The organism is Streptomyces sp. GQ60 (assembly GCF_059758875.1).
Genome location: NZ_JCAXEG010000003.1, coordinates 187,106 through 212,058, shown reverse-complemented (window position 1 = coordinate 212,058; position 24,953 = coordinate 187,106). Strand labels below are relative to the sequence as shown.

The 24,953-nt window shown below is 69.8% G+C and carries 20 protein-coding genes and 1 tRNA gene; 9 read left to right on the top strand and 12 right to left on the bottom strand.

The genetic code is table 11. The features are described 5' to 3' along the window. Positions 1-613 precede the first annotated feature (613 nt). From AC6CKD_RS09605 to AC6CKD_RS09590, 4 genes are all read left to right on the top strand, one after another. Complete coding sequence (locus tag AC6CKD_RS09605; protein ID WP_389698327.1) at positions 614-943, top strand: chorismate mutase; 330 nt, start codon at positions 614-616, stop codon at positions 941-943. 38 nt (positions 944-981) lie between these two features. Continuing rightward, positions 982-3,513, top strand: a complete 2,532-nt coding sequence (gene pepN, locus AC6CKD_RS09600) for an aminopeptidase N (RefSeq protein WP_498326509.1) — start codon at positions 982-984, stop codon at positions 3,511-3,513. 1,022 nt (positions 3,514-4,535) lie between these two features. Further along, positions 4,536-5,936: a pyridoxal phosphate-dependent decarboxylase family protein gene (locus AC6CKD_RS09595; RefSeq protein ID WP_498326508.1), complete on the top strand. Its 1,401-nt coding sequence runs from the start codon at positions 4,536-4,538 to the stop codon at positions 5,934-5,936. Beyond that, on the top strand, positions 5,933-7,342 hold the full coding sequence (locus AC6CKD_RS09590; protein ID WP_498326507.1) for a lysine N(6)-hydroxylase/L-ornithine N(5)-oxygenase family protein: 1,410 nt from the start codon (positions 5,933-5,935) through the stop codon (positions 7,340-7,342). Before AC6CKD_RS09595 ends, AC6CKD_RS09590 begins: the two co-directional genes overlap by 4 nt. 25 nt (positions 7,343-7,367) lie before the next feature. Here the strand turns inward: AC6CKD_RS09590 and AC6CKD_RS09585 are convergent, their stop codons facing one another. Further along, the gene (locus AC6CKD_RS09585) at positions 7,368-9,179 is read right to left on the bottom strand and encodes a bifunctional metallophosphatase/5'-nucleotidase (RefSeq protein ID WP_498326506.1); all 1,812 of its coding nucleotides are present in this window, start codon (positions 9,177-9,179) and stop codon (positions 7,368-7,370) included. A gap of 138 nt (positions 9,180-9,317) precedes the next feature. Here AC6CKD_RS09585 and AC6CKD_RS09580 point away from each other — a divergent pair, with 138 nt between their 5' ends. Both AC6CKD_RS09580 and pyk read left to right on the top strand, forming a co-directional pair. Next, the gene (locus tag AC6CKD_RS09580; protein WP_498326504.1) at positions 9,318-10,019 is read left to right on the top strand and encodes an SIMPL domain-containing protein; all 702 of its coding nucleotides are present in this window, start codon (positions 9,318-9,320) and stop codon (positions 10,017-10,019) included. A gap of 146 nt (positions 10,020-10,165) precedes the next feature. After that, positions 10,166-11,593, top strand: a complete 1,428-nt coding sequence (pyk, locus tag AC6CKD_RS09575) for a pyruvate kinase (RefSeq protein ID WP_498326503.1) — start codon at positions 10,166-10,168, stop codon at positions 11,591-11,593. A 16-nt stretch (positions 11,594-11,609) separates the two neighbouring features. Here the strand turns inward: pyk and AC6CKD_RS09570 are convergent, their stop codons facing one another. Further along, complete coding sequence (locus tag AC6CKD_RS09570) at positions 11,610-12,182, bottom strand: RBBP9/YdeN family alpha/beta hydrolase (protein ID WP_498326502.1); 573 nt, start codon at positions 12,180-12,182, stop codon at positions 11,610-11,612. Positions 12,183-12,268: 86 nt separating this feature from the next. On the opposite strand from AC6CKD_RS09570, the gene AC6CKD_RS09565 reads away from it, so the two are divergent. Beyond that, positions 12,269-12,886: a TetR/AcrR family transcriptional regulator gene (locus AC6CKD_RS09565; RefSeq protein WP_498326501.1), complete on the top strand. Its 618-nt coding sequence runs from the start codon at positions 12,269-12,271 to the stop codon at positions 12,884-12,886. Between the two features lie 56 nt (positions 12,887-12,942). Then, positions 12,943-13,404, top strand: a complete 462-nt coding sequence (locus tag AC6CKD_RS09560; RefSeq protein ID WP_498326499.1) for a winged helix DNA-binding protein — start codon at positions 12,943-12,945, stop codon at positions 13,402-13,404. On the opposite strand, the gene AC6CKD_RS09555 is transcribed toward AC6CKD_RS09560, so the two are convergent. Beyond that, positions 13,401-14,177: a transposase gene (locus AC6CKD_RS09555; protein ID WP_498326498.1), complete on the bottom strand. Its 777-nt coding sequence runs from the start codon at positions 14,175-14,177 to the stop codon at positions 13,401-13,403. The two genes, AC6CKD_RS09560 and AC6CKD_RS09555, sit on opposite strands and share 4 nt — an antisense overlap. A gap of 84 nt (positions 14,178-14,261) precedes the next feature. Further along, positions 14,262-14,344 (bottom strand) — tRNA-Leu (locus AC6CKD_RS09550). 92 nt (positions 14,345-14,436) lie between these two features. Here AC6CKD_RS09550 and AC6CKD_RS09545 point away from each other — a divergent pair. Next, positions 14,437-15,096 (top strand): ANTAR domain-containing response regulator, encoded by a 660-nt coding sequence (locus AC6CKD_RS09545; RefSeq protein ID WP_250744985.1) that lies wholly within the window; start codon positions 14,437-14,439, stop codon positions 15,094-15,096. Positions 15,097-15,183: 87 nt separating this feature from the next. Here the strand turns inward: AC6CKD_RS09545 and AC6CKD_RS09540 are convergent, their stop codons facing one another. From AC6CKD_RS09540 to AC6CKD_RS09505, 8 genes are all read right to left on the bottom strand, one after another. Then, positions 15,184-15,900 (bottom strand): ABC transporter ATP-binding protein, encoded by a 717-nt coding sequence (locus tag AC6CKD_RS09540; RefSeq protein WP_385379383.1) that lies wholly within the window; start codon positions 15,898-15,900, stop codon positions 15,184-15,186. Next, the gene (locus AC6CKD_RS09535) at positions 15,897-16,889 is read right to left on the bottom strand and encodes an ABC transporter ATP-binding protein (RefSeq protein WP_498326940.1); all 993 of its coding nucleotides are present in this window, start codon (positions 16,887-16,889) and stop codon (positions 15,897-15,899) included. Before AC6CKD_RS09535 ends, AC6CKD_RS09540 begins: the two co-directional genes overlap by 4 nt. Before the next feature lie 5 nt (positions 16,890-16,894). Then, a complete protein-coding gene (locus AC6CKD_RS09530) occupies positions 16,895-18,619 on the bottom strand; it encodes a branched-chain amino acid ABC transporter permease (protein WP_498326497.1) in 1,725 nt (574 codons plus the stop codon). A gap of 5 nt (positions 18,620-18,624) precedes the next feature. Further along, the gene (locus tag AC6CKD_RS09525) at positions 18,625-19,557 is read right to left on the bottom strand and encodes a branched-chain amino acid ABC transporter permease (protein ID WP_478684719.1); all 933 of its coding nucleotides are present in this window, start codon (positions 19,555-19,557) and stop codon (positions 18,625-18,627) included. Between the two features lie 122 nt (positions 19,558-19,679). After that, positions 19,680-20,918, bottom strand: a complete 1,239-nt coding sequence (locus AC6CKD_RS09520; RefSeq protein WP_498326496.1) for a branched-chain amino acid ABC transporter substrate-binding protein — start codon at positions 20,916-20,918, stop codon at positions 19,680-19,682. Positions 20,919-21,459: 541 nt separating this feature from the next. Next, on the bottom strand, positions 21,460-21,858 hold the full coding sequence (locus AC6CKD_RS09515) for a hypothetical protein (RefSeq protein WP_498326495.1): 399 nt from the start codon (positions 21,856-21,858) through the stop codon (positions 21,460-21,462). Positions 21,859-22,107: 249 nt separating this feature from the next. Continuing rightward, positions 22,108-22,581 (bottom strand): PaaI family thioesterase, encoded by a 474-nt coding sequence (locus AC6CKD_RS09510; RefSeq protein ID WP_266909588.1) that lies wholly within the window; start codon positions 22,579-22,581, stop codon positions 22,108-22,110. 54 nt (positions 22,582-22,635) lie between these two features. After that, entirely contained in the window at positions 22,636-24,906 is a 2,271-nt protein-coding gene (locus AC6CKD_RS09505) for an FdhF/YdeP family oxidoreductase (protein WP_498326494.1), read from the bottom strand. Positions 24,907-24,953 lie beyond the last annotated feature (47 nt).

The following is a 24,953-nucleotide window of genomic DNA, read 5'->3' as shown; positions in this document are numbered from 1 at the left end:
TGACCCCCGTCACCTCGGCCGACGGCACCGCGCCACCCCGCCCGACGGCAGCCCGCTCGGACGGCCCTCGCCCGACGGCACCTCGCCACCCCGACCCCCGGCACCTTGCCCGACGGCACCCCGCCACCCCGGCACCCCGCCACCCGTCACCTCGGCCGACGGCACCCCGGCACCCCGCCCCGACGGCCCCCTGTCTTCACGGCTCCCGGGCTCGGCGGCGACTCGCCTCGGCGGCGACTCGCCTCGGCGGCCCCGCGTCTCGGCGGCGCCTCGCCGCGACGACGCCCCCGCCCCGACGGGGCCACCCTGTCCGACCGCCGCACGCGGTCCGCCCTGGCCGGCCGCTCTGCTCGGGCGTACCGCCCCGACTGCGCCGCCCGGGCCCGTACCGTCCGCCCGACCGGGCCCGTAGCCGGCTGTGCTCCTGGCCTCGCCGCCCCGATGGGCACCCGCCTCCGCAGCCGGGAGGCGGGCCAGGGGCCGGGGATCGCTGAGCCACCCTCTAGGCCCAGACCCAGACCCAGACTCCGGCGCGCGCCAGCGCGCCCCCGCGGCGTCTCAGTGGCCGACCAGCCGACGACCCGAACAGGAGCGCCACGTATTCTCGTGGACCATGAACACCAGGGACATCGATGAGAACGTCACCGCCGAGCTGGCCCGGCTCAGGGACAGCATCGACAACATCGACGCGGCCGTGGTCCACATGCTCGCCGAGCGGTTCAAGTGCACGCAGCAAGTCGGCCACCTCAAGGCCCGCCACCAGCTTCCCCCGGCCGACCCGGGCCGCGAGGCCAGCCAGATCGCCCGGCTGCGCCAGCTCGCCGAGAACGCCAAACTCGACCCCGCCTTCGCCGAGAAGCTCCTCAACTTCATCATCGCCGAGGTAATCCGCCACCACGAGACGATCGCCGCCGGCGAGGGCGAAGGCGAAGGCGAAGAATAGAAGCTGGGCCCGGCGCCGCCATCCGGCAGCATGGGCCCATGTCCGCACTGACGCGCAACGAAGCGCAGCTCCGAGCCCGGCTCCTCGACGTCCGGCAGTACGAGGTCGACCTCGACCTCACCACCGGCGACGAGACCTTCGAGTCCCGCACCGTCATCCGGTTCACCGCCCGCGCCGCCGGCGACACCTTCGTCGAGCTGAAACCGGCCGAACTGCGCTCCGCCGCCCTCGACGGACACCCCCTGGACCCGGCCTCCCTCACCGACGGCCGCCTCCCCCTCACCGGCCTCGCCGAAGGCCCCCACGAGCTCCGCATCGCCGCCCGCATGCGCTACTCCCGCACCGGCGAAGGCCTCCACCGCTTCACCGACCCCGCGGACGGGGAGACGTACGTCTACACCCAGATGTTCCTCGACGACGTCCAGCGCGTCTTCCCGGCCTTCGACCAGCCCGACCTCAAGGCCGTGTTCGAGTTCACCGTCACCGCCCCGCCGCACTGGACCGTCCTCGCCAACGGCATCACCTCCCGCATCGGCGAACGCCTCGGCGACAGCGGCGCCGGCTCGGGCGACGGATCCGCCTCCGAGGCGGGCATCTGGCGCTCCGCCCCCACCCCCGTCATCTCCACCTACCTCGCCGCCGTCGCCGCCGGCCCCTGGCACAGCGTCCGCACCGAACACGCAGGGCTCCCCTTCGGCATCCACTGCCGCCGCTCCCTCGCCCCCCACCTCGACGCCGACGCGCAGGAGATCCTCGACCTCACCACCGCCTGCTACGACCGCTTCCACGAGAAGTTCACCGAGCCCTACCCCTTCGACTCCTACGACCAGGCCTTCGTACCCGAGTTCAACGCCGGCGCCATGGAGAACCCCGGACTCGTCACCTTCCGCGACGACTACGTCTTCCGCTCCGCCGTCACCGACGCCGAACGCCAGCGCCGCGCCGTGACCATCGCGCACGAGATGGCCCACATGTGGTTCGGCGACCTCGTCACCCTCAACTGGTGGGACGACATCTGGCTGAACGAATCCTTCGCCGAATTCATGGGCTACCAGACCCTCATCGAAGCCACCCGCTTCACCGAGACCTGGACCGGCTTCGGCATGGAACGCAAACCCTGGGGCTACGACGCCGACCAGCGCCCCTCCACCCACCCCGTCGCCCCGGACGCCGCCTCCGTCCCCGACACCGCCTCCGCCCTCCTCAACTTCGACGGCATCTCCTACGCCAAGGGCGCGTCCGCCCTGCGCCAACTCGTCGCCTGGCTCGGCGAGAAGGACTTCCTGGCCGGCATCAACACCCACTTCGCCCGCCACAAGTTCGCCAACGCCTCCCTCGCCGACTTCGTCGACTCCCTCGCCGCCCACACCGACCGAGACGTCCACACCTGGGCCGAGACCTGGCTGCGCACCACCGGAGTCGACACCCTCACCCCCCGCCTCGAAGAAAGCCACGGCGGCTGGACCCTCACCGTCGACCGCACCGGCAACCGCCCCCACCACATCGCCGCCGGCCTCTACGACCGCGCCCCGGACGGCGCCATCGAACCCCGCGAGGTCCTCGCCCTCGACGTCCCCACCGACGAGGTCCTCTCCGTGAGCGGCCCGCGCCCCGCCCTCCTCGTCCTCAACGACGGAGACCTCACCTACGCCAAGGTCCGCCTCGACCCGACCTCACTCGAAACGGCCCTGCGCGGCATCTCCCGCATCCCCGACCCGCTCACCCGCGCCGTCGTCTGGAACTCCCTGCGCGACATGGTCCGCGACGGCGAACTGGCCGCCGCCGACTACCTGGCGACCGCCGCAGCCCACGTACCCGAGGAAACCGACCTCGCGATCGTCCAAGGCGTCCTCAGCTTCACCCGCGCCCAGATCGCCGACCGCTACCTCACCCCCGACCGCCGCGGCGACGCCCTCACCACCCTCACCGCCATCGCCCGCGACCTGCTGCGGCGCACCGAGGACGGCTCCGACCCCGGCCTGCGGCTCGTCGCCGTCCGCGCCCTCGTCGACAGCGCCACCCAGCCCGACACCATCGCCGGCTGGCTCGCCGACGGCACCGTCCCCGGCGGCCCCGCACTCGACCCCGAACTGCGCTGGCGCATCCTCGCCCGGCTGTCCGTCCTCGGGGCGGCCGGCGAAGCCGAGATCGAGGAAGCGCTCACCGCCGACCCCAGCGCCACCGGCCGCGAAGGCGCCGCCCGCTGCCGGGCCGCCCTCCCGACCGCCGAGGCCAAGGCCGCCGCCTGGGAGCGCCTCTTCCACGACGACTCCCTCTCCAACTACCTCTTCACCGCCACCGCCCAAGGCTTCTGGCAGCCCGAACAGGCCGACCTGGTACGGGAGTACGTACCCCGGGCCTACCCCGAAGCCGTCGCACTCGCCGCCCGCCGCGGCCCCGCCATCGCCGACGCGGCAGGCCGCTGGGCCCTCCCCGGCCACGAGATCACCGAAGCCAACCTCCAGGCCGGCCACGCCGCCCTGACCGCCCCCGACATCACGCCGCTCCTCCACCGCAAACTCGTCGACCACCTCGACGACCTGTCCCGCGCCCTCCGCGCCCGCCCCTAACCCCACGACCCGGCCGAGACCCCGGGCGCGATCACTGACGCAATGCCGCCCGGGCCCTGCCGGGCCCTGCCGGGCCCTGCCGGGCCCTGCCGGGCCCTGCCGGGCCTGCCGGGCCTGCCGGGCCTGCCGGGCCTGCCGGGCCTGCCGGGCCTGCCGGGCCTGCCGGGCCTGCCGGGCCTGCCGGGCCTGCCGGGCCTGCCGGGCCTGCCGGGTCCGCCCGGCCCGCCCGGCCCGCCCGGCGGGGCCGGGGCGGCATCGCCCGCCTCGGCCCGCTCGACTCGGACAGGCACCGCCAGGCTCCGTCTCGCCGTCTCGCCCGGCCCCGCCCGGCCAGGCACCGCCCTGCCCGCCCCGCCCCGCCCGGCCCTGCCCGCCCCGCCCCGCCCCGCCCGGCCCTGCCCGCCCCGCCCCGCCCCGCCCGGCCCTGCCCGGCTCGCCCGGCCCCGCCGGCTCGGCCAGGCATCGCCCGGCTCGGCCCCGCCCGGCTCCTGCCCGGACCTCGGATCCGCGGGGGTCGGGCCCGTCGCGCCGGGACGGGCCGCCAGGGACGGGCACCTCAGGCCTGCCGCCCTCTGCGCGCGCTCTCAGGCCGCTGACGCCCCACCACCCCGCCTGCGCCCCCGGGCCAACGACCCGGACGTCGGCGGATCCACGCCCTCGTCGACCCCACGCGTCGACAGCCCCGCAGGCAGCCCCGCAGGCAGCAGCGGGGTGCGCGGCCCCGAACCCGCGTGGACGGGCAGGCGCGAGGAGGCGTACGCCGGCCTCCGCCGTTCCGGCGCGGGGCTGCGTCGTTGGGTAACCGGCCGCCGGAAGCAGGGGGTGCGGGTGCGGCGGCAGGCAGCGGAACGACGTCGGTCTCCGCTCGAAGTGTTCTCTCCAGGCCATCCCGACGGCCTGAAATCAACCACTCATAAACCCGGGCGGTTACCCCATTCGGGTCGGATCGTTGTACCCCCCGGGTCCCCGACCCAGCAGAGCGGTACCACCCGCCGCCGAACCGTTCCCGTGAGGACAACCGCATGACAGCGCCCCCCGGCACAGGCAGACGCGGCGCCGCCCCGCTCGCCGGCGGACCCCACGGCCCCGACGCCCTGCAACCACTCCTCGCCACCGTCCTCGACGCCCTGCGCACCGGAGCCCACGCCCGCGGCGGCCCCCTCCCCGCCGGCGGACCCGAAGCCGTCACCGCCCGCGTCACCGCCGCACTCGGCGACGTCCTCCCCGACCACGGCCACGGCGATCACGAAGCACTACGGACCCTCGTCCACACCCTCACCGCCGGCGCGGCCGACCCCGCAGACCCCCTCTGCGCAGCCCACCTGCACTGCCCGCCCCTCGCCGTCGCGGCCGCCGCCGACCTCGCCGCCAGCGCCCTCAACGCCTCCCTCGACTCCTGGGACCAGGCCCCCGCCGCCTCCGCCCTCGAAACCCTCCTCACCCGCACCCTCGCCGCGGAGTTCCACGACACCCCCCACCCCGACGCCGTCCTCACCACCGGCGGCACCGAAGCCAACCACCTCGCCCTCCTCCTCGCCCGCGAACGCCACGGCCCCCACCTCACCGTCCTGCACGGCGCCAACGCCCACCACTCCATCCCGCGCGCCGCCTGGCTCCTCGGCCTGCCCCCCGCCCGCAGCCTCCCCACTCCCACCGGAACCCTCACCCCCGCCACCCTCGCCGAGGCCCTCGCCACCACCACCGGCCCCGCCCTCGTCACCGCCACCGCAGGCACCACCGACGCCGGCCTCATCGACCCCCTCGACGCCCTCGCCAACCTCTGCGAACAGCACGGCGCCGACCTCCACATCGACGCCTCCTACGGCGGACTCCTCCACCTCAGCCCCCGCCACCGCCCCAAACTCGCCGGCCTGCACCGCGCCCGGTCGATCACCATCGACCTGCACAAACTCGGCTGGCAACCCATCGCCGCCGGACTCCTCACCGTCCCCGACACCACCCTCCTGGCCCCCCTCACCCACCAGGCCGACTACCTCAACGCCCCCGACGACACCCGAGCCGGACTGCCCGACCTCCTCGGCCGCTCCCTGCGCACCACCCGCCGCGCAGACGCCCTCAAGATCGCCGCCACCCTGCGCTCACTCGGCCGAGACGGCCTCACCCACCTCATCGACCGCACCTGCGCCCTCGCGGAACACCTCGCCCGGCTCCTCGAAGCACACCCCGCCTTCGAAGTCCACGCCGCGCCCACCATCAGCACGGTCCTGTTCCGGCCCACCCACGCCGACGACACCGCAATCGCCACCCTGCGCCGCACCCTCCTCCTCGACGGCACCGCCGTACTGGGCCGGGCCACCGCCGACGGCCGCCTCTGGCTCAAGGCCACCCTGCTCAACCCCCACACCACGGCGGGGGACCTGGACGCCCTCGTGAACCTCCTGGAAGGCAGCACCCACCGATGACCGCCCAGCTCGATGCACCCCACGACCTCGTCGGAATCGGCATCGGCCCCTTCAATCTCTCCCTCGCGGCCCTAGCCCACGGCCTGCCCCAGCAAGGCGCCGGAGAACTCGCCACCGCCTTCTACGACCAGCGCCGCGACTTCCGCTGGCACCCCGGACTCCTCATCGACGGAGCCACCCTCCAAGTCCCCTTCCTCGCCGACCTCGTCACCCTCGCCGACCCCACCAGCCCCTGGTCGTTCCTCAACTACCTCAAGCACAAGGAACGACTCTTCCCCTTCTACTTCGCCGAGAACTTCCACATCCAGCGCGCCGAATACGACGCCTACTGCCGCTGGGTCGCCGGTCGCCTGCCCGGACTCCACTTCGGCCACCAAGTCGACGCCGTCCGCTGGAACCCCGAACGCGACCTCTTCGAAGTCGACTTCACCCAAGTCGACGCCGACGGCGAAGCCGAAGCCCTCGGCCGCACCTACACCCGCAACCTCGCCCTCGGCATCGGGACCGCCCCCTACGTCCCCGAACCACTGCGCCCCCTCGCCGAAGCCCCCACCGTCCCGGTGATCCACTCCTCCGAGTACCTCGACAACCGGCAGCGCATCCTCGGCGCCGACCACGTCACCGTCATCGGATCGGGCCAGTCCGGAGCCGAGGTCTTCCTCGACCTGCTCCGCTCCCGCCCCGCCGGCCGCGAACGCCTCACCTGGCTCGCCCGCACCCCCTCCTTCGCCCCCATGGAGTACTCCAAGCTCGGCCTGGAACACTTCACCCCCGACTACACCCGCTACTTCCACTCCCTCCCCGAACCGGTCCGCGACCGCCTCGTCCCCGCCCAGTGGCAACTCCACAAGGGCATCGACGCCGCCACCATCGCCGCCATCCACGAGGAGCTCTACCGCCGCACCCTCGACGGAGGGTGGCCCGACGCCGTCCTCACTCCCGGAGTCAGCGTCCGCACCGCCGGCCGCGTCGCCACCACGAAGGTCGAACTCCACCTCGAACACGTGGACCAGGGCAGCCGCTCCCGCCTCACCACCGACGCCGTCGTCCTCGCCACCGGCTACCGCGAACGCCCCCTCGGCCGCCTCCTCGCCGGACTCGACCCCTACCTGCGCAAGGACTCCTCCGGCCGCCCCCGCATCGACGACCGCTACCGCATGCTCACCGACCCGGCCGTCACCGGCAGCGTCTTCGTCCAGAACGGCGAACGCCACACCCACGGCGTCGGAGCCCCCGACCTCGGCCTCGCCGCCTGGCGCAGCGCCGCCATCCTGAACACCCTGACGGGCAAAGAGCCCTACCCCCAGCCCACCCGCACCGCCTTCACCACCTTCGGCCTCGAACAGCGGGAACACACCCGGCCCCAACCCGCCGGCGAACTGCTCCCACTGGTCGAGCAACCGTAAGAAGAAACGTTCAGAAGACGATGCTTTAGAAGACCGGTACCCCGGCTCGGGTCAGCCGCCAGTCCACGGACGCGAACTGCGCCGGGTCCACCGTCCCCTTCGCCTTCACCCACTGGATGATCGTGTTGCGTATTTCATCCGAGTTCGCCCACAGCTGCTTGGACTGCGGCACGTGCGGGAAGTTGCCGCCACCCGCAGCCCGGTAGTTGTTCACCGCCAGCACGAACTGCGCCGCCGGATCCACCGGCTTCCCCTGGAACGACAGCCCCGAAATCCGCGAACCCACCGGCTCGGAGATGTCGATGTCGTACGTCAACCCGTACACGGCGTCGTAGTTGTAGTCCGGAATGCCGTCCGCGTTCGTCAGCTTCGCCGGATCCACCACCTCACCGGGAGCCGTCCGCACGTAGTACTTCGCCGAATACTCCAGATACTCCTTGACCTGCGCACCCGTCAGCAGCCGCGCCTCCAGCGTGTTCTCGAACGGATACAGACCCGCCGCATCCCTGATCGTCACCTCCCCGGCCGGAATCGCAGCCGTCCGCGAGAAACACGAAGCCTGCGACAGCACCGGCAGCGCACCCCACTCCGAACCCGCCAGCGCACCCCGCACCGTCTCCGCCTGCACATGGTTGATCAGATCGATGATCGCCACGTCCTTGACCGGCCCCTCCACCGCGGACATCGCCTGCATCGACGTACCGATCACCTGGTTCACATACGCCACGACCTTGCGGTGCTCGTCCGACAGCAGCCCCACGATCTCCGGGTCCTCCACCACCGTGTTCGAGTTCAGCACCCGCGCCGACACCTTCGCCACCGACCAGCAGCCCCTCGCCCACGTCAGCTCGAAGTCGAACAACGTCAGCCGCTGACCCCACTTCAACGGCTCGGACAACACCACGTCCTTGCCCGTCGCCTTGTTCCGCACCCGGTACTCCGGGATCTCCGTATGCGCGTGCCCCACCAGGATCGCGTCGATCCCCGGCACCTGCTCCGCCACCAGGCCCGCCGCGTTCTCGATGTGCGGCAACTGGTCCCCGTAGCTCGACGTGCCACTCGAACCCGAATGCGCCGACACGATCACCACGTCCGCACCCAGCGACCGCAGCCGCGGCACGTACTTCGCGGCCTGCTCCTCAAGACCCGGGAACGTCATCTTCCCCTGCACGTTCGCCTTGTCCCAGATCGCGATCCCCGGATTCGTCAGACCCAGCACCGCCACCTTCACATCCCGCCCGTGCGGAGTACGCAGCCGGTGCATGCTGTACGGCGGGAACGCCGGCCGCAACGTCTTCGCATCCAGCGCGTTCGCCCCCAGCAACGGGAACTCGCACTGCTCCTCGAACTTCCGCAACACCGGAATGCCGTAATTGAACTCGTGGTTCCCCAGCGCCGCCGCGTCATACCCCATCGCGTTCATCGCCTGCGCCATCGGATGCACCGGACCACGCCGCGCCGTGATCGGATCCACCTTCGCGTAGTAGTACGAAAGCTGCGTCCCCTGAATGGTGTCACCGGCATCGATCAGCAGCGTGTTGCGCCGCCCCTTCTCCGCCCGCACCTGGTTCACCAGCGTCGAGATCTTGGCCAGACCGACGTCGTTGTGCGCCTTGTCGTCGAACTCCTTGTCCGTGAAGTAGTCCCAGTTGAAGACGTTCCCGTGCAGGTCCGTCGTCCCCATCACCGTGAACGCGTACGTCTTCGCCCCCGCGGCCGAAGCGCCGCCGGCCACGGCCTCAGCCGCGACGGCCGGGGTGCTCGCGGCCCCCGCCAACGCCACAGCCGCACCCGTCGCAGCCGAAGTGCCCAAAAATGTCCTACGGTCGAACGCCATGCCATCTCCCCTTGTGAGGTACGCGTGTAGACAGGTAACGCGCGTAGATTCTGACCCAGCCGCAACAAGCCGCAACACCCCCACCAGGTTTCGATCCGATGACCGCCCCCGTACGAGCAGCAGTGCGAGAGTGAATCCATGACCCAGGACGCATCGCACCAGCCCTACGGAACCCCCGAAGTCCCACGCGTCGCCGTCCGCGGCGAAGCCACCCTCGAAGTCGACCCCGAGATCGCCCGCATCGGAATCACCGTCAGCGCCCGCGGCACCGACCGGCGCACCGCCCTCGAAGACCTCACCCGCCGCAACAACGCCGTCCTCGACCTCGTCAAAAGCTACGGCGACCCCGTCGAAAAACTCGAAACCGGCGCCTTCTCCATCACCCCCGAACTCACCCGCCACGGCCGCGGCGAACGCATCCGCGCCTACCACGGACGCGTCCACCTCACCGCCGAACTCAACGACTTCACCACCCTCGGCGAACTCACCACCCGCCTCGCCGACCTCGAACTCACCCAGGTCGACGGACCCTGGTGGGCCCTGCGCCCCACCTCGCCCGCCCACGGCGAAGCCCGCCGCCAAGCCGTACTCGAAGCCGTCCAACGCGCCCGCGAATACGCCGCCGCCCTCGGAGCCGAACTCGCCGCCCTCGTCGAACTCGCCGACCTCGGAGCCGAGAACGCCCCCACCCCCTTCCAGACCGCCGGCGCCGGAATGCGCACCATGGCCTTCAGCGCCGCCGAAGAAGCGGGCGCCCCCGCGCTCGACCTCGAACCCCAGCGCCAGACCGTCTACGCGCAGGTGAACGCACGCTTCACCATGACCCCTCCCCGGCTCTGAAAACCCTGAAGAATCGGTGCCCGGGGGTGCTCATCAGAGCACCCCCATGCACATTCAACAATTGTCAACAAGCTTTTGCTCAAAGGTTGTTGAGTGGACACCCGGAACCAATTTCCTACTCCCTGGTAGGGGCATACGCTCGCCCCATGCGCCGAGCGAAAATCGTATGTACCCTGGGCCCCGCCACCGACTCATACGACCAGATCAAAGCCCTGGTCGAAGCCGGAATGGACATCGCCCGCTTCAACCTCAGCCACGGCACCTACGCCGAACACGAGGACCGCTACCAACGCGTCCGCAAGGCTTCCGACGAAACCGGCCGCAGCGTCGGCATCCTCGCCGACCTTCAAGGCCCGAAGATCCGCCTGGGCCGCTTCCGCGAAGGTCCCGTACTCCTTGAACGCGGCGACGAATTCACCATCACCGTCGAAGACCACGAAGGCGACCGCCACACCTGCGGCACCACCTACAAAGGCCTCGCCGCCGACGTCACCACCGGCGAACGCATCCTCGTAGACGACGGCCGCGTCACCCTCGAAGTCACCGCCGTCGACGGCCCCCGCGTCCACACCCGCGTCATCGAAGGCGGCATGGTCTCCGACAACAAGGGACTCAACCTCCCCGGCGTCGCAGTCTCCGTCCCCGCCCTCTCCGAAAAAGACATCGAAGACCTCCGCTGGGCCCTGCGCATCGGCGCCGACATCATCGCCCTCTCCTTCGTCCGCAGCGGAAGCGACATCGAAGACGTCCACCGCATCATGGACGAAGAAGGCCGACGCCTCCCCGTCATCGCCAAGGTCGAAAAGCCCCAGGCAGTCGAAAACATCGACGACATCGTCGCCGCCTTCGACGGCATCATGGTCGCCCGTGGAGACCTCGGCGTCGAAATGCCCCTGGAACAGGTCCCCATCGTCCAGAAGCGAGCCGTCAAGCTCGCCAAGCGCAACGCCAAGCCCGTCATCGTCGCCACCCAAATGCTCGACTCGATGATCGACAACTCCCGGCCCACCCGCGCCGAAGCATCCGACGTCGCCAACGCCGTCATCGACGGCACCGACGCCGTCATGCTCTCCGGCGAGACCAGCGTCGGCAAGTACGCCATCGAAACCGTCCGCACCATGGCCCGCATCGTCGAAGCCGCCGAAGAAGACATCCTCGCCAAGGGCCTCCCCCCACTCACCGAGCGCAGCAAGCCCCGCACCCAAGGCGGAGCAGTCGCCCGCGCCGCCGCCGAAATGGGCGACTTCCTCGGCGCGAAATTCCTCGTCGCCTTCACCCAGAGCGGAGACACCGTCCGCCGGCTCTCCCGCTACCGCTCACCCATCCCCCTCCTCGCCTTCACCCCCGACCCCGCCACCCGCTCCCAACTCAACCTCACCTGGGGCGTCGAAACCTTCCTCGGACCCCACGTCGACTCCACCGACGCCATGGTCGCCCAGGTCGAAGAAGAGCTCCTGCGCATCGGCCGCTGCGTACCCGGCGACGTCGTCGTCATCACCGCCGGCTCACCCCCCGGCATCAGCGGATCCACCAACCTCGTCCGCATCCACCACATCGGCGACGCAGTCCGCTGACACCGCCCGCAAGCGGCTACAGCACCTCACGTATAAGACGCACCGCGTCGGGCAACACCGAGCGGCTCTCACCCGTACTCGGAAAGTGCCCGCCCGACGCGGTCACCCGCGCCTCGGCGCCCAACTCCCGCACGAACCGCAGCACATGCTCACCCGTCGCCTCCCCGGTCACCGGGTCATCCGCCGCGTGCAGCACACGGAACTCCCGCGCGGCCCTCCGGATCCGCTGCCAGTCGAACTCCGGCGAGAAGAAAGGCGCCAACGCGTCATACCCCACGTCGCCGGACATCGACGCCACGAACACCACCCCCGCGAACGCCCCCTCGGCCTCCGTGTCGTGCTCTTGCAGCAGCCGCAGCACACTCACCCCACCCAGACTGTGACCCACCAACACGGTCTCTCCGGCCGGCGCCCCCTCCACCGAGGCCTCCAGCTCCTTCAGCCACACCCCGGCCTCCGGCGCGAACGGCTCGGGGAAGTTCGGAATCCGCACCTCATGCCCCTCCGCGGCGAACTCCTCACCCGTCGCCGCATACCAGTGCTCCCCGGCATTCATCCCGTACCCGTGCGCGATCACGATCCTGCCCATGGCTCCACCCCTCGTATCCCTCATCGGGGCCATCAATCAAAACGCGACGACGCGTTTCGATAAAACGGTAGGGCTATCGTGAAGCCGTGTCAATCACTCCTTCGAGCAACTCTTCGAGCAACCCGCCCCGCACCGGCGGCCGCCTCCGCAACGAAGACGCCCACCACTCCGTCCTCGAAGCCACCGCCGCACTCCTCGTCGAGAACGGCTACGGCGCCCTCACCATCGAAGGCGTAGCCAAGCGCGCCAACGTCGCCAAGAGCACCGTCTACCGCTGGTGGAAATCCAAGCCCGCCCTCGTCATGGACGCCTACGCCCACGAAACCGCCACCCGCGTCCCCGAACCCGACACCGGCACCCTCACCGGCGACCTCACCGCCTTCGTCACCGACCTCTACCGCGTCGGCCGCGACCCCGTCCGCACCAGAGCCCTCACCGGCCTCATGGCCGAAGCCCAGCTCGACCCCGCCTTCGCCGAGCCCTTCCGTGCCTGGGTCGCCACCCGCCGCGAGGTCGTTGCCACTCTCTTGACTCGGGCGGTAACGCGCGAGGAGCTCCCCACCACCACGGATCTCGACCACGCCACCGACCTGGTCTTCGGCCCCTTCTGGTACCGCCTCCTCATCGCCCACGCCCCCCTCGACCCGGCCGACGCCCCAGCCCACGTGACGACCGTCCTGCACGGCCTCACGGGCCGAGGGTGACCGGACCCGCCAACACGCCTTGACCTCAAGCTGACTCGAGGTCATAGCCTCCCGGCATGACGACGACGAAGACGTACACACAGGACCAGCTCGCGGCCCAGCCCATCGGTTACTGGGCCCGCGAAGCCGCCAACCTCGCCATAGGCGGCCTCCGCGCCGCCCTCGCCGAGGAAAACCTCACCCAGCCCCACTGGTGGACCCTCAACCACGTGGCCGCGTCCCCGGCCCACTGGAAGCGCGCGGCCCTGACGGAGAAGCTTGCCCCGTACGATGACCAGGACACCGACTTCGACGCCCTCTACGACGACCTCGCGGCCCGGGGCTGGCTCATGGAGTCGGAGGGCGTGCTGACCCTCACGGAGCAGGGCGAGGCCGGCCGGGTGCGGGCGCGCGACCGCAACGCGAAGGTCCACGCGCGGATGCGGGAGGGTGTCGACGATGCGGCGTACGCGGCGACGATCGACGGCCTGCGGCGGCTCGTCGCCAACCTGGGCGGCAGCGGCGACCTGCCGGGCTAGTGCTTCGGCCCGATGTGGGCGTCCATGAGCGCGACCGACGCCTTCCTCGCGATGGACACGTTGAAGGGGTCGCTGCCGCGAGCGAGGATCGTCCACTGGACGCCGACCTTGGCGAGGGTGTCCGTACAGAGCTTCCGGATGTCGTCGGACTTGTTGGTGAAGAAGTATCGGGGGTACTCGTAGCGCTTGCCGTTGCGGACGGTCCAGTTGGTGACCCGGCACCCGTCGGAGTGGATCAGTCCCCGGATGAATTCCCACGGGTGGGCGTCGACGATGGCCTGCTGCCAGTCCTCGAGGGAGATCCGTCGGTCGTGCTTCTTGCCCGGGCCGTGCTGCGGGAACAGGCATGCCAGGTGCTTTGAGGACACCTTGATATCGCGGCATCCGGACCTGCGCAGGCGGCACACCTGATTGCCTGGGAATACCCGCCGCAGTGCGTGTTCGGCAGCGTCCATAAGCCCTGGCCACTTCTCGTCGCAGGTGATTGCGAGGGTCGGCACGCGGTGGTGCGAGTAGTGGCTTATGTAGCCGTCGCCCAGGTAGAGGCCCAGCGCGTATGCGTAGGCCTGCTCGTCGAGAGTGGTGCCGTCGCACCGGGGGCAGTCGGGCTTGTGCGCTCCGGGGCATTCGCCGTGCTTCGCACGGTCCTTGTGCTTCCAATAGCCGACCGTGCCGAGCGGCACGTTCAGCCGACGGGCCACGTCCGCGTTTCTCGTGCCGCCGCGCAGCAAGGAAACGGCTGTCTGTCGTATCTCTAGGCTGTGGAACTCCATGGCGCCACTCTGAGTGACGAGCGACAGCCGTACGTAGCAAAAAGCGAACGTTCACACGAAAGTGGACGTTCGCTCTTTGGGGAGTACCGGGTGCGGGATTCGAACCCGCACGTCCTTTCGGACAGATGTGTTTGAGACATCAGCGTCTGCCATTCCGCCAACCCGGCTAGGTTGCACGTCGGAGTGTACCGGGTGACCATGCTGCGCCGCTGCTAGGTAGGCTCATCCAAGCAGGACAGCCCCGCAAAGAGGAGCCGCAGTGACCGCCGAGCACGAGTCGACGCCCACGCCCGACGCCGACCAGTCGCACGTTCCGCCGCTGACGACGCGCGTCGTCATCGCCGAGGACGAGGCGCTCATCCGTCTCGACCTCAAGGAGATGCTGGAGGAAGAGGGCTACGCCGTCGTAGGTGAGGCCGGAGACGGGCAGACCGCCGTCGAGCTGGCCCGGGAGCACCGTCCCGACCTGGTCATCCTCGATGTGAAGATGCCCGTCCTGGACGGGATCTCCGCCGCCGAGAAGATCGCGGAGGAGTCCATCGCCCCCGTGCTGATGCTCACCGCGTTCTCGCAGCGCGATCTCGTCGAGCGGGCCCGCGACGCCGGGGCCATGGCGTACCTCGTGAAGCCCTTCAGTAAGAGCGATGTCGTACCGGCCATCGAGATGGCCGTGTCGCGCTTCGCCGAGCTCCGTGCGCTGGAGAAGGAGGTCGCCGACCTCTCGCTCCGCCTGGAGACCCGCAAGCTCGTGGACCGTGCCAAGAGCATCCTGCAGACGCAGTACGGGCTCTCCGAGCCGGCCGCGTTCCGGTGGATCCAGAAGACCTCCATGGACCGCCGGATGTCCATGCAGCAGGTCGCCGAGGCCGTCATCGAGGACGCCGAGGAGAAGAAGGCCGCCGCGGGCAAGGGCGAGTAGCACCCCCCCCAAGTACGGCAAACAGTGAGGCCCGCCTCCGGATCCAGGATCCGGAGGCGGGCCTCACTCGTACGACGAGGGGAGTGCTCAGTCCTCGCCGAGGTACGCCTTGCGGACGTCCTCGTTGTGCAGGAGCTCCTGGCCGGTGCCGGACAGGACGATCTTGCCGATCTCCATCACGTGGGCCGTGTCCGCCAGCGAGAGGGCGGCCTGGGCGTTCTGCTCGACCAGGAGGATCGTGGTGCCGGTCGCCTTGAGTTCGGCGATCGTGGCCATGATCTTCTGCATCATCAGCGGGGAGAGGCCCATGGAGGGCTCGTCCAGCATGAGCAGCTTGGGCTGGCACATGAGGGCGCGGCCCATGGCGAGCATCTGCTGCTCGCCGCCCGAGAGGGTTCCGGCGGCCTGCTTGCGGCGCTCTCCCAGGATGGGGAAGAGGTCGTAGGCGCGCTGGATGTCCTTCTCGATGCCTTCTTTGTCCGTACGGAGGAAGGCGCCGAGCTGGAGGTTCTCGGTGATCGTCAGCCGGGGGAAGATGTGGCGTCCCTCGGGGGAGTGCGCCAGCTTCATGGAGACGATCTTGTGGGCGGGTACGCCGGCCAGGGGCTTGCCGTCGAAGGTGATGTTGCCCGCGGTGGGCTTGAGGAGCCCGGAGAGGGTGCGCAGGGTGGTCGTCTTGCCGGCGCCGTTGGTGCCGACGAGGCAGACGATTTCGCCTTCGTTGACTTCGAAGGAGATGCCCTTGACGGCTTCGATCTTGCCGTACGCGACTTTGAGGTCTTCGACCTTGAGCAGTGCGGTCACTTGGCCTCTCCTTCCGTGTCCGTGCTGGTGGTGCTGTCCGCGTCCGCGTCCGCGTCCGCGTCCGCGTCCGCGTCCGCGTCGGCGTCCGAGTTCGCGTCGGCGTCCGCGTCCGGAGCCGCGTCCGCGTCGGTGTCCGCGTCCGCGTCCGGGGCGGCGGATTCGGCGGCCTCGACTTCGGCCACTTCCTCCGCGCCGGGGGCGCCTTCGAAGGGTTCGCCGAGGTAGGCGGCGATGACGCGTTCGTCGCCCTGGACCTCGGAGGCGGTGCCCTCGATGAGCTTTTCGCCCTGGACGAGGCAGGCGACGCGGTCGCAGAGGTTGAAGATGAAGCGCATGTCGTGCTCGATGACGAGGACGGCGATGCCCATGTCGCGGATCGCGAAGATGAGTTCTTCGGCGGCGCGGGTTTCCTGCGGGTTCATGCCGGCGGTGGGCTCGTCCAGGAGGATGAGGCCGGGGTCGCTGGCCAGCGCGCGGGCGATTTCGAGCTTGCGCTGTTCGCCGTAGGGGAGGTTCTTGGCGAGGTGTCCGGCCTTGTGCTTCAGGCCGATGAACTCCAGGAGTTCCATGGCGCGCGCTTCGCTGGCGGCTTCGGCCTTCTTGAAGCCGGGGCCGCGCAGGAGGGCGGACCAGAGGCCTTCCTTGGTGCGGGTGTGGCGTCCGACGAGGACGTTTTCCAGCACGGTCATGTTGTGGAAGAGCCGGATGTTCTGGAAGGTGCGGGCGACGCCTGCTGCGGTGACCTTGTGGGGCGTGGGCGGCAGGACGGTGCCCTTGTAGCTGACGGTTCCCTCGGTGGGGACGTACAGCCCGGTGAGGCAGTTGAAGAAGGTGGTCTTGCCGGCGCCGTTGGGGCCGATCAGGCCGACGATCTCGCCGGCGTTGACCTTGAGGTCGACGCCCTTGACGGCGGTGAGGCCGCCGAAGCGCATGGTGACGCCGCTGGCTTCGAGCACGGTGGTCGTGGTGGTGGTGTCCGTGGTGGTCATGTCGTTCACGCCCCCGCCTTGGCGGTGGCCAGGTCCGTGGGGGCCTGGTCAGTCGTCTCTTCGTCGTGGTACTCGAGCTTCGCGCGCTTGTTGGCGATGAGGCCTTCGGGGCGGAAGCGCATGAGCAGGATGAGGGCGATGCCGAAGGCGAGGAGCTGGTAGTCCTGGAGGAAGGCCAGCTTCGCCGGGATCAGGAAGAGCAGTGCGGCGCCGAGGATGGGGCCGCGGATGGTGCCCATGCCGCCGAGGATGACGGCGGCGAGGAGGAACGCGGAGTTCGGCGGGACGGGCCCGGCGAAGACGTAGTTCTCGGGGACGACCGTGCTGTTGACGTGTGCCTGGACGGTGCCGGCGAGGCCGGCGAGGGTGGCGCCGAGGGCGAAGGCGATGAGCTTGACCTTGAAGCCGTTGATGCCCATGGCTTCTGCGGCGGTCTCGTCTTCGCGGATGGCGACCCAGGCGCGGCCGATGCGGCTGTTGCCGGCGCGGGCGAAGATCACGATGACCAGGGCCATCACGAGCAGCATCAGGAAGTAGTAGTTGGCGTAGGCGCCGAGGGTGATGCCGCCGACCACGTGGGATTCCCCGAAGTTCCACCCGAAGAGTTCGAGGTGGGGGATGTTGGGGATGCCGTTGGGGCCGTTGGTGATGTCGGGGCCGGACTGGCCGTCGAGGTTGCCCATGGCGATGCGGAAGATTTCTCCGAAGCCGAGGGTGACGATGGCGAGGTAGTCGCCGCGCAGGCGGAGGGTCGGTGCGCCGATGACCACGCCGAAGATGAGCGAGGCGAGGGCTCCGACGATGACCGCTGCCCAGAAGGGCAGGTGGATGCCGAAGGCGGAGGCGGTGCTTCCGGAGACCAGGGCCGCGGCGTAGGCGCCGACGCCGAGGAAGGCGACGTAGCCGAGGTCGAGGAGGCCGGCGAGGCCGACGACGACGTTGAGGCCGAGGGCGACGGTCGCGAAGATCAGGATGTTGACCGCGATGAGCGTGTACGTGTCGCCGCTCTGCTGGATGAACGGGAAGGCGATCGCGGCGGCGGCGGTCCCGATGAGGGTGACCTGCCGGTTGTTCGCCGTGATGGTGCTGAACCGGTCCAGGAGGCCCGACTTGAGCAGGCCGAAGGCGGCGAAGCCGACGGTGATCAGGTAGGCGACGAAGAGCTGCGGCTCTTTGTCGTCGGTGTCGATGCCGAAGGTGACGACGTAGAGGCCGAGGGCGAAGACGCCGGTGATGATGAGGATTTCGGCCCAGGAGGGCAGCGGCTTGGCGGGGGCCGCCTTGTGGCTGTCGTCGGTGAGCTTCAGCGCGGCGAGGGCCGGGACGAGCGAGCCGACGAGGGCTGCGTAGGCGCCGGGGTCGAGGTCGGCGATCTTGCCGAGGACGACGACGATGGAGATGACCGTGAACCAGGTGGCCAGGAAGTTGCCGAGGGCCAGGAACTTGACGGCCTTGTGGGATCCGGCGGGGGTCAGCCAGTGGAAGCCCTTGACGCCGAGCGCGGAGAGCGCGAAGGCGAGGGTGAGGGCCGCTCCGACGAGGGTGACGTACTGGAGGCTGGCGGGGCTGCCGTAGTAGGTCAGGTCGCCGGGGAATTCGGGGGTCCACGTCCAGGCCAGGAAGGCGCTGACGATGGTGAGGAGGCTGCCGGCGACGACCGCGTAGAGCAGTGCGGTGGGGGCGGGGCCCTGCTTGGCCGGGGCGGTCTGCGGGGTGGTGTTGGTGGTCATGGTTCTCACGCCCGATCCGCGACGCGCTCACCGAGCAGGCCTTGTGGCCGCACGAGGAGGACGACGATGAGGAGTACGAAGGCCCAGACGTTGGACCAGGCTCCACCGCCGAGCTGCTGCATGCCGGGGATCTCTTCGATGTATGCGATCGAGAGGGCTTCGGCGAGGCCGAGGACCACGCCGCCGACCATGGCGCCGTAGATGTTGCCGATGCCGCCGAGGACGGCTGCGGTGAAGGCCTTGAGTCCGAGGATGAAGCCCATCTCGAAGTTGATCTGGCCCTTGTCGACGCCGTAGGCGACGGCTGCGACGGCGGCGAACGCGGCACCGATGGCGAAGGCCATGACGATGATGCGGTCGGTGTTGATGCCCATCAGCTTCGCGGTGTCGGGGTCCTGCGCGGTGGCCTGCATGGCGCGGCCGCTGCGGCTCTTGGAGACGAAGATGCCGAGGGCGAGCATGCACAGGGGGGCGAGGACGAGGACGAAGGCGTCCGCGCGCTGGATGGCGAGGCTGTCGGTGATCTTGAAGGCCGCGCCCTTGAATTCGGGGAAGCTGACTGCCTTCTTGGCGTCCGGGTAGAACTGCCAGACGAGCTGCTGGAGCGCGATCGAGAGGCCGATTGCGGTGATGAGCGGGGCGAGCCGTGGTGCGCTGCGCAGGGGTCGGTACGCGAAGCGTTCGGCTGCGGTGGCCACGGCGACGGAGGCGAGCGCGCCTCCGACGATCATGACGGGTATCGCGATCAGCAGGGATGTGCCGGTCGGGAGGACGGTGTACGCGGTGAGCGCGCCGAACCCGCCGATCATGAATATCTCGCCGTGGGCGAAGTTGATGAGCTGGACGATGCCGTAGACCATGGTGTACCCGATGGCGATGAGGCCATAGAGAGCACCGAGGGACAGGCCGTTGGCCAGCTGTTGCGGCAGTTCGTGCACCGCAGGGCCTCCGATGAGCGTGTCGGATAAGACTCCGCGCGAGGGCGCTGTTGCGCCCTCGCGCGGCTGGTTCTTTGGGGAGGGTGGGCCCGGTCGGACGGACCGGGCCCGGTCCTACTGGATTACTGGTTGAACGTGTCGCTCTTGACGTCGACCCACTTGCCGCCCTCGACCTTGTAGACCGTGAGCTGCTTGTTGGTCGTGTCGCCGTACTGGTCGAAGGCGACCTTGCCGGTCACACCCTCGAAGGAGACCTTGGAGAGGGCGTCGACGACGGCGGCGCGGGCGCCGTCGGCCGGGAGCTTGCCACCGTTGGCGGCGGCGACGGCCTTGACGGCCTGGATGATGGACCAGCCGGCGTCGTAGGAGTAACCGCCGTAGGCCGCGTAGGGGTCCTTGTAGCCGCCGGCCGCGTAGTCGGCGATGAAGGTCTTGGCGGTGGGGAGCTTCTCGACCGGGTAACCGATGGAGGTGGAGAGGTCGCCCTCGTTGGCCTCACCGGAGGCGGTGATGAAGGCGGGGTCCTGGATGCCGTCGCCGCCCATGAGCGGGACGTTGGCGCCGGCCTTCTTGATCTGGTCGGCGAGCAGGCCGCCCTCGGGGTACTGGCCGCCGAAGTAGACGGAGTCGGCGCCGGAGCTCTTGACCTTGTCGGCGGTGGAGGAGAAGTCGGTCTCCTTCACGGTGACGTGGTCGGTGCCGATGACCTCGCCGCCGAGCTTCTTGAACTCGTCGGAGAAGATCGCGGCCAGGCCGGCGCCGTAGGTCTGCTTGTCGTCGACGACGAAGACCTTCTTCTTGCCGGCGTCCTTGAAGAGGTACTGGGCGGCGAACTTGCCCTGGACCACGTCGGTGGCGGCGGTGCGGAAGTAGGTCTTGAAGGGGCGCTTGTACTCGCCCTTGCCCCAGTTGTCGCCCTGGCTGAGCGAGGGGTTGGTGTTGGCGGGCGAGACCTGCGCCAGGTTGGCGGAGGCGAAGACGCCCTGCATCTGCTGGGCGACGCCGGAGTTCAGCGGGCCGACGACACCGATGACCTCCTTGTTGCCGACGAGCTTGGTGGCGTTGGCCTGACCGGAGGCGGGGACCGCCTGGTCGTCGAGGGCCTCGACCTTGAACTCGATGCCGGGGACCTCGTTGTTCTTGTTGGCCGTCTTGGCCGCGAGGTCGACAGAGTTCTTGATGCCCTGGCCGAGCGCGGAGAGGGAGCCCGTGAGCGGGGCGTCCACGCCGATGACGACGACGGTCTTGGCTCCGTCGGTCTTGTCCGCAGGCTTGCCCTCGTCGCGGGATCCGCAGGCGGTGAGGGTCAGTGCACCCGTGGTGAGGACGGTGGTGAGGACGAGCAAAGAACGGTGTCGCACGATTCTTCCTTTCCCTGGCGCGGCCGCCTCAGATGAGGCGCCGATTGTTCGCCGGGCCGCACTGGGAGATCCACGGCCGTGCTGAGTCGCACCTTGCGGCGCGGTGACTGGCCGTGACTCTAGGCCCGAGGTGGCGAATGCGGGGAGGCGGGAAAGGAGGATGTGACGCTCTTGTTATGCCAAGGCCAAGAATGTGCGGCGGGAGTACGGGCATATCGGGCGTTTAGCGACCTCGGGGATTGACCACATGCTGAGAAATCCCCGTTCCCCTAAGGGGCTTGAGGGCCTCATGGTCCTGTCATAGATCAAAACTGGTCGAATGTTGCAGCGTGTGGCCGAAAGAATCCATCGGGTGGCATTCGGGAAGGTAAAGGCCTGATTCTGCCCGATGGGAACGTGACGCACAGTAGCGGAATTGCCTGATCGACTTCGGCCGTTGGATCTTTCGCAGGCGGTGAAAGGCCCCTCGACCTGCGGTGGGGCCGTACATCGACAAGTGACCGGAAGCCGGACATGGCATGCACGATTCCGGTCATCCGGCTCACCGGGGAGGGCGCCAGTTCTCGGAGCTCCGGGTGGCTCCGTCCCGCTCGGCGCAGCGCTGCGCCGCGAGCCGGTCGATCAGCTCAAGTCCGCTTGCCCGTCCGTGAGTTCGCTCCTCGGTCCGGCCGGCGGCTACGACTTCCTCGTGGATCGCGTACTGATCGTTGGACAGGCCCTTCTGCTCCCAGTCCAGCCCTGACCACTTGCTGCCCTTGAGGGCCTCTTTGGCCCAGTACGAGACCAGGGCGGTGCAGATCTGGGCAGGTGAGGAGGGGCTGGGCGCGGCGGCGGAGGAGCTCGGGGCGGCGTGCGGGGCGGAGTTGGAGCATCCGGGCAGGACCAGCGCGGCGAGGACGGCAGCGGCGTACGGGAGCGCGGTGCGTGGCGTGGTCCCCATGGGGGGACGGTAGGCCGTCACCATCGGTGACACAACAGTCTGTGGCGGAACGTGTGCGGACTGGCGGATTCCGGGCGGGCGGCGGGGTTCTCGGGTGGCGGGGCTTTGGGGTGGCGGGGTTCTGCGTGGCGGGTGTGCGGCGGGGTGCAGGCCTGGCGGGTGTGTCAGGGGCGGGTCCGGCGGATGTGGCGAGGGCCCGGCCCCGTCCCTCGCGGGGCGGGGCCGGGCCCGTGGTCAGGCGCGTCGGAGTCAGGCCCCGGGGGCCGCTTCGACGTCGCGCAGCAGGCAGGTCAGGCGTGCGGTGCAGACCCGGCGGTCCTGTTCGTCGGTGATGACCACCTCGTAGGTGGCGGTGGAGCGGCCCCGGTGTACGGGGGTCGCGACGCCGGTGACCAGGCCGGATCGGGCGCCGCGGTGGTGGGTGCAGTTCAGGTCGACGCCGACGGCGACCTTGGTGATGCCGCCGTGCATCATCGCGCCGACCGAGCCGAGGGTCTCGGCGAGCACGGCGGAGGCCCCGCCGTGGAGGAGTCCGTAGGGCTGGGTGTTGCCCTCGACGGGCATGGTGGCGACGACGCGCTCGGCGGAGGCTTCGAGGATGCGGATGTCCATCCGCTTGCCGAGGTCCCCCGCCGAGAACAGCGCGGGCAGGTCGATGCCCAGGGCCGTGTACTCGTCGAGGACCTCCTGCGGGAACTTCACCGCGTGCTGCTGCTCGCCCATGGGCCGACTCCGTTCGTCAACGTTCGTTAACCATCTTGTGTTCGGGTCGTTCTATCAGGCCGGCTCGAAGCGCACGACGACGGACTTGCTCGCCGGGGTATTGCTGGTGTCCGCGGTGGAGTCGAGGGGGACCAGCACGTTGGTCTCGGGGTAGTAGGCGGCGGCGCAGCCGCGGGCGGTCGGGTAGTGGACGACGCGGAAGCCGGGGGCGCGCCGCTCCACGCCGTCGTGCCACTCGCCGACGAGGTCGGTGTAGGAGCCGTCGGCGAGCCCGAGCTCGGCGGCGTCCTCGGGGTTGACCATGACCACGCGGCGGCCGCCGGTGATCCCGCGGTAGCGGTCGTCGAGGCCGTAGATCGTGGTGTTGTACTGGTCGTGGCTGCGCAGGGTCTGCAGGAGCAGGCGTCCCGCCGGGAGGCGCGGGTACTCCACGGGGGCGGCGGTGAAGTTCGCCTTGCCGGTCTTCGTGGGGAAGCGCCGCTCGTCGCGGGGGGCGTGCGGGAGCTGGAAGCCGCCGGGGCGGGCGACGCGGGCGTTGAAGTCCTCGAAGCCGGGGATGACGCGGGAGATCCGGTCGCGGATGGCCGCGTAGTCGCGTCCGAACTCCTCCCACGGGGTCGCGGAGGCCTTGCCGAGGACGGCGCGGGCCATGCGGGCCACGATCGCGGGCTCGGAGAGCAGGTGCGGGGAGGCGGGGGCGAGGTTGCCGCGGGAGGAGTGGACCATGCCCATGGAGTCCTCGACGGTCACGAACTGTTTGCCGGTCGCCTGGACGTCCTTGTCGGTGCGCCCGAGGGTGGGCAGGATCAGGGCGCGCTTGCCGGTGACCGCGTGGGAGCGGTTGAGCTTGGTGGAGACGTGCACGGTCAGGGCGGCGCGGCGGATCGCGGCCTCGGTGACCTCGGTGTCGGGGGTGGCGCCGACGAAGTTGCCGCCCATGGCGAAGAGGACCTTGGCCTCGCCGTCGCGCAGGGCCTTGATGGAGCGGACGACGTCGAAGCCGTGCTCGCGGGGCGAGGTGATGCCGAATTCCTTGTCGAGGGCGTCGAGGAAGGCGGGCGCGGGCCGCTCGAAGATCCCCATGGTGCGGTCGCCCTGGACGTTGGAGTGGCCGCGGACGGGACAGACGCCGGCGCCGGGTCGGCCGATGTTGCCGCGCAGGAGCAGCAGGTTGACGACTTCGCGGATGGTGGCGACGGAGTGCTTGTGCTGGGTCAGGCCCATGGCCCAGCAGACGATGGTGCGCTTCGAGGCCAGGATCATGGCCAGGGCGCGTTCGATGTCGGGGCGGGTGAGGCCGGTGGCGGTGAGGGTCTCGTCCCAGTCGGTGTCGTGGGCTGCGGCCGCGAACTCCTCGTAGCCGTGGGTGTGTTCGCGGATGAACTCCTCGTCGGTGGCGCCGCCCGCCTCGATGACCAGCTTGTTGAGGAGGCGGAAGAGGGCCTGGTCGCCGCCGATGCGGATCTGGAGGAACAGGTCGTTGAGGGCGGTGCCCTTGATCATGCCGAGGGGGGTCTGCGGGTTCTTGAACCGCTCCATGCCGGCCTCGGGCAGCGGATTCACCGAGATGATCTTCGCGCCGGCGGACTTGGCCTTCTCCAGGGCGGAGAGCATGCGCGGATGGTTGGTGCCCGGGTTCTGCCCGGCGACGATGATCAGGTCGGCCTGGTGGAGGTCTTCGAGGGAGACGCTGCCCTTGCCGATGCCGATCGTCTCGTTCAGCGCCGAGCCCGAGGACTCGTGGCACATGTTCGAGCAGTCAGGGAGGTTGTTGGTGCCGAACTCGCGGACGAACAGCTGGAAGAGGAAGGCCGCTTCGTTGCTGGTGCGGCCCGAGGTGTAGAAGAGGGCCTCGTCGGGGGAGTCCAGGGCGCGCAGTTCCTCCGCGATGATCTCGAAGGCCCGCTCCCAGCTGACCGGCTCGTAGCGCTCGCCGCCCACCGGGAGGTACATCGGCTGGGTGATCCGGCCCTGCTGGCCCAGCCAGTAGCCGGAGCGGCCGGCGAGGTCGGCCAGCGGGTGCGCGGCGAAGAACGCGGGGGTGACCCGGCGCAGGGTGGCCTCCTCCGCGACGGCCTTGGCGCCGTTCTCGCAGAATTCGGCGGTGTGCCGCTTGTCGCCCTCGGGCCAGGCGCAGCCCGGGCAGTCGAAGCCGTTCTTCTGGTTGACCTTGAGGAGGGTGCGGGCGGTACGGGCCAGGCCCATCTGCTCCTGCGCGATCCTCAGGGTGTGCCCGATCGCGGGCAGGCCGGCGGCCGCGTGCTGGGGAGGCGCTACCTGTGGAGCGTCCTGTACCGGATCACCTGCGGGCGGCTTGGTGGCCATGTCGCTCCCCTTTGAGCAGTCTTCTTCGTACACATCCGATCCTGTCA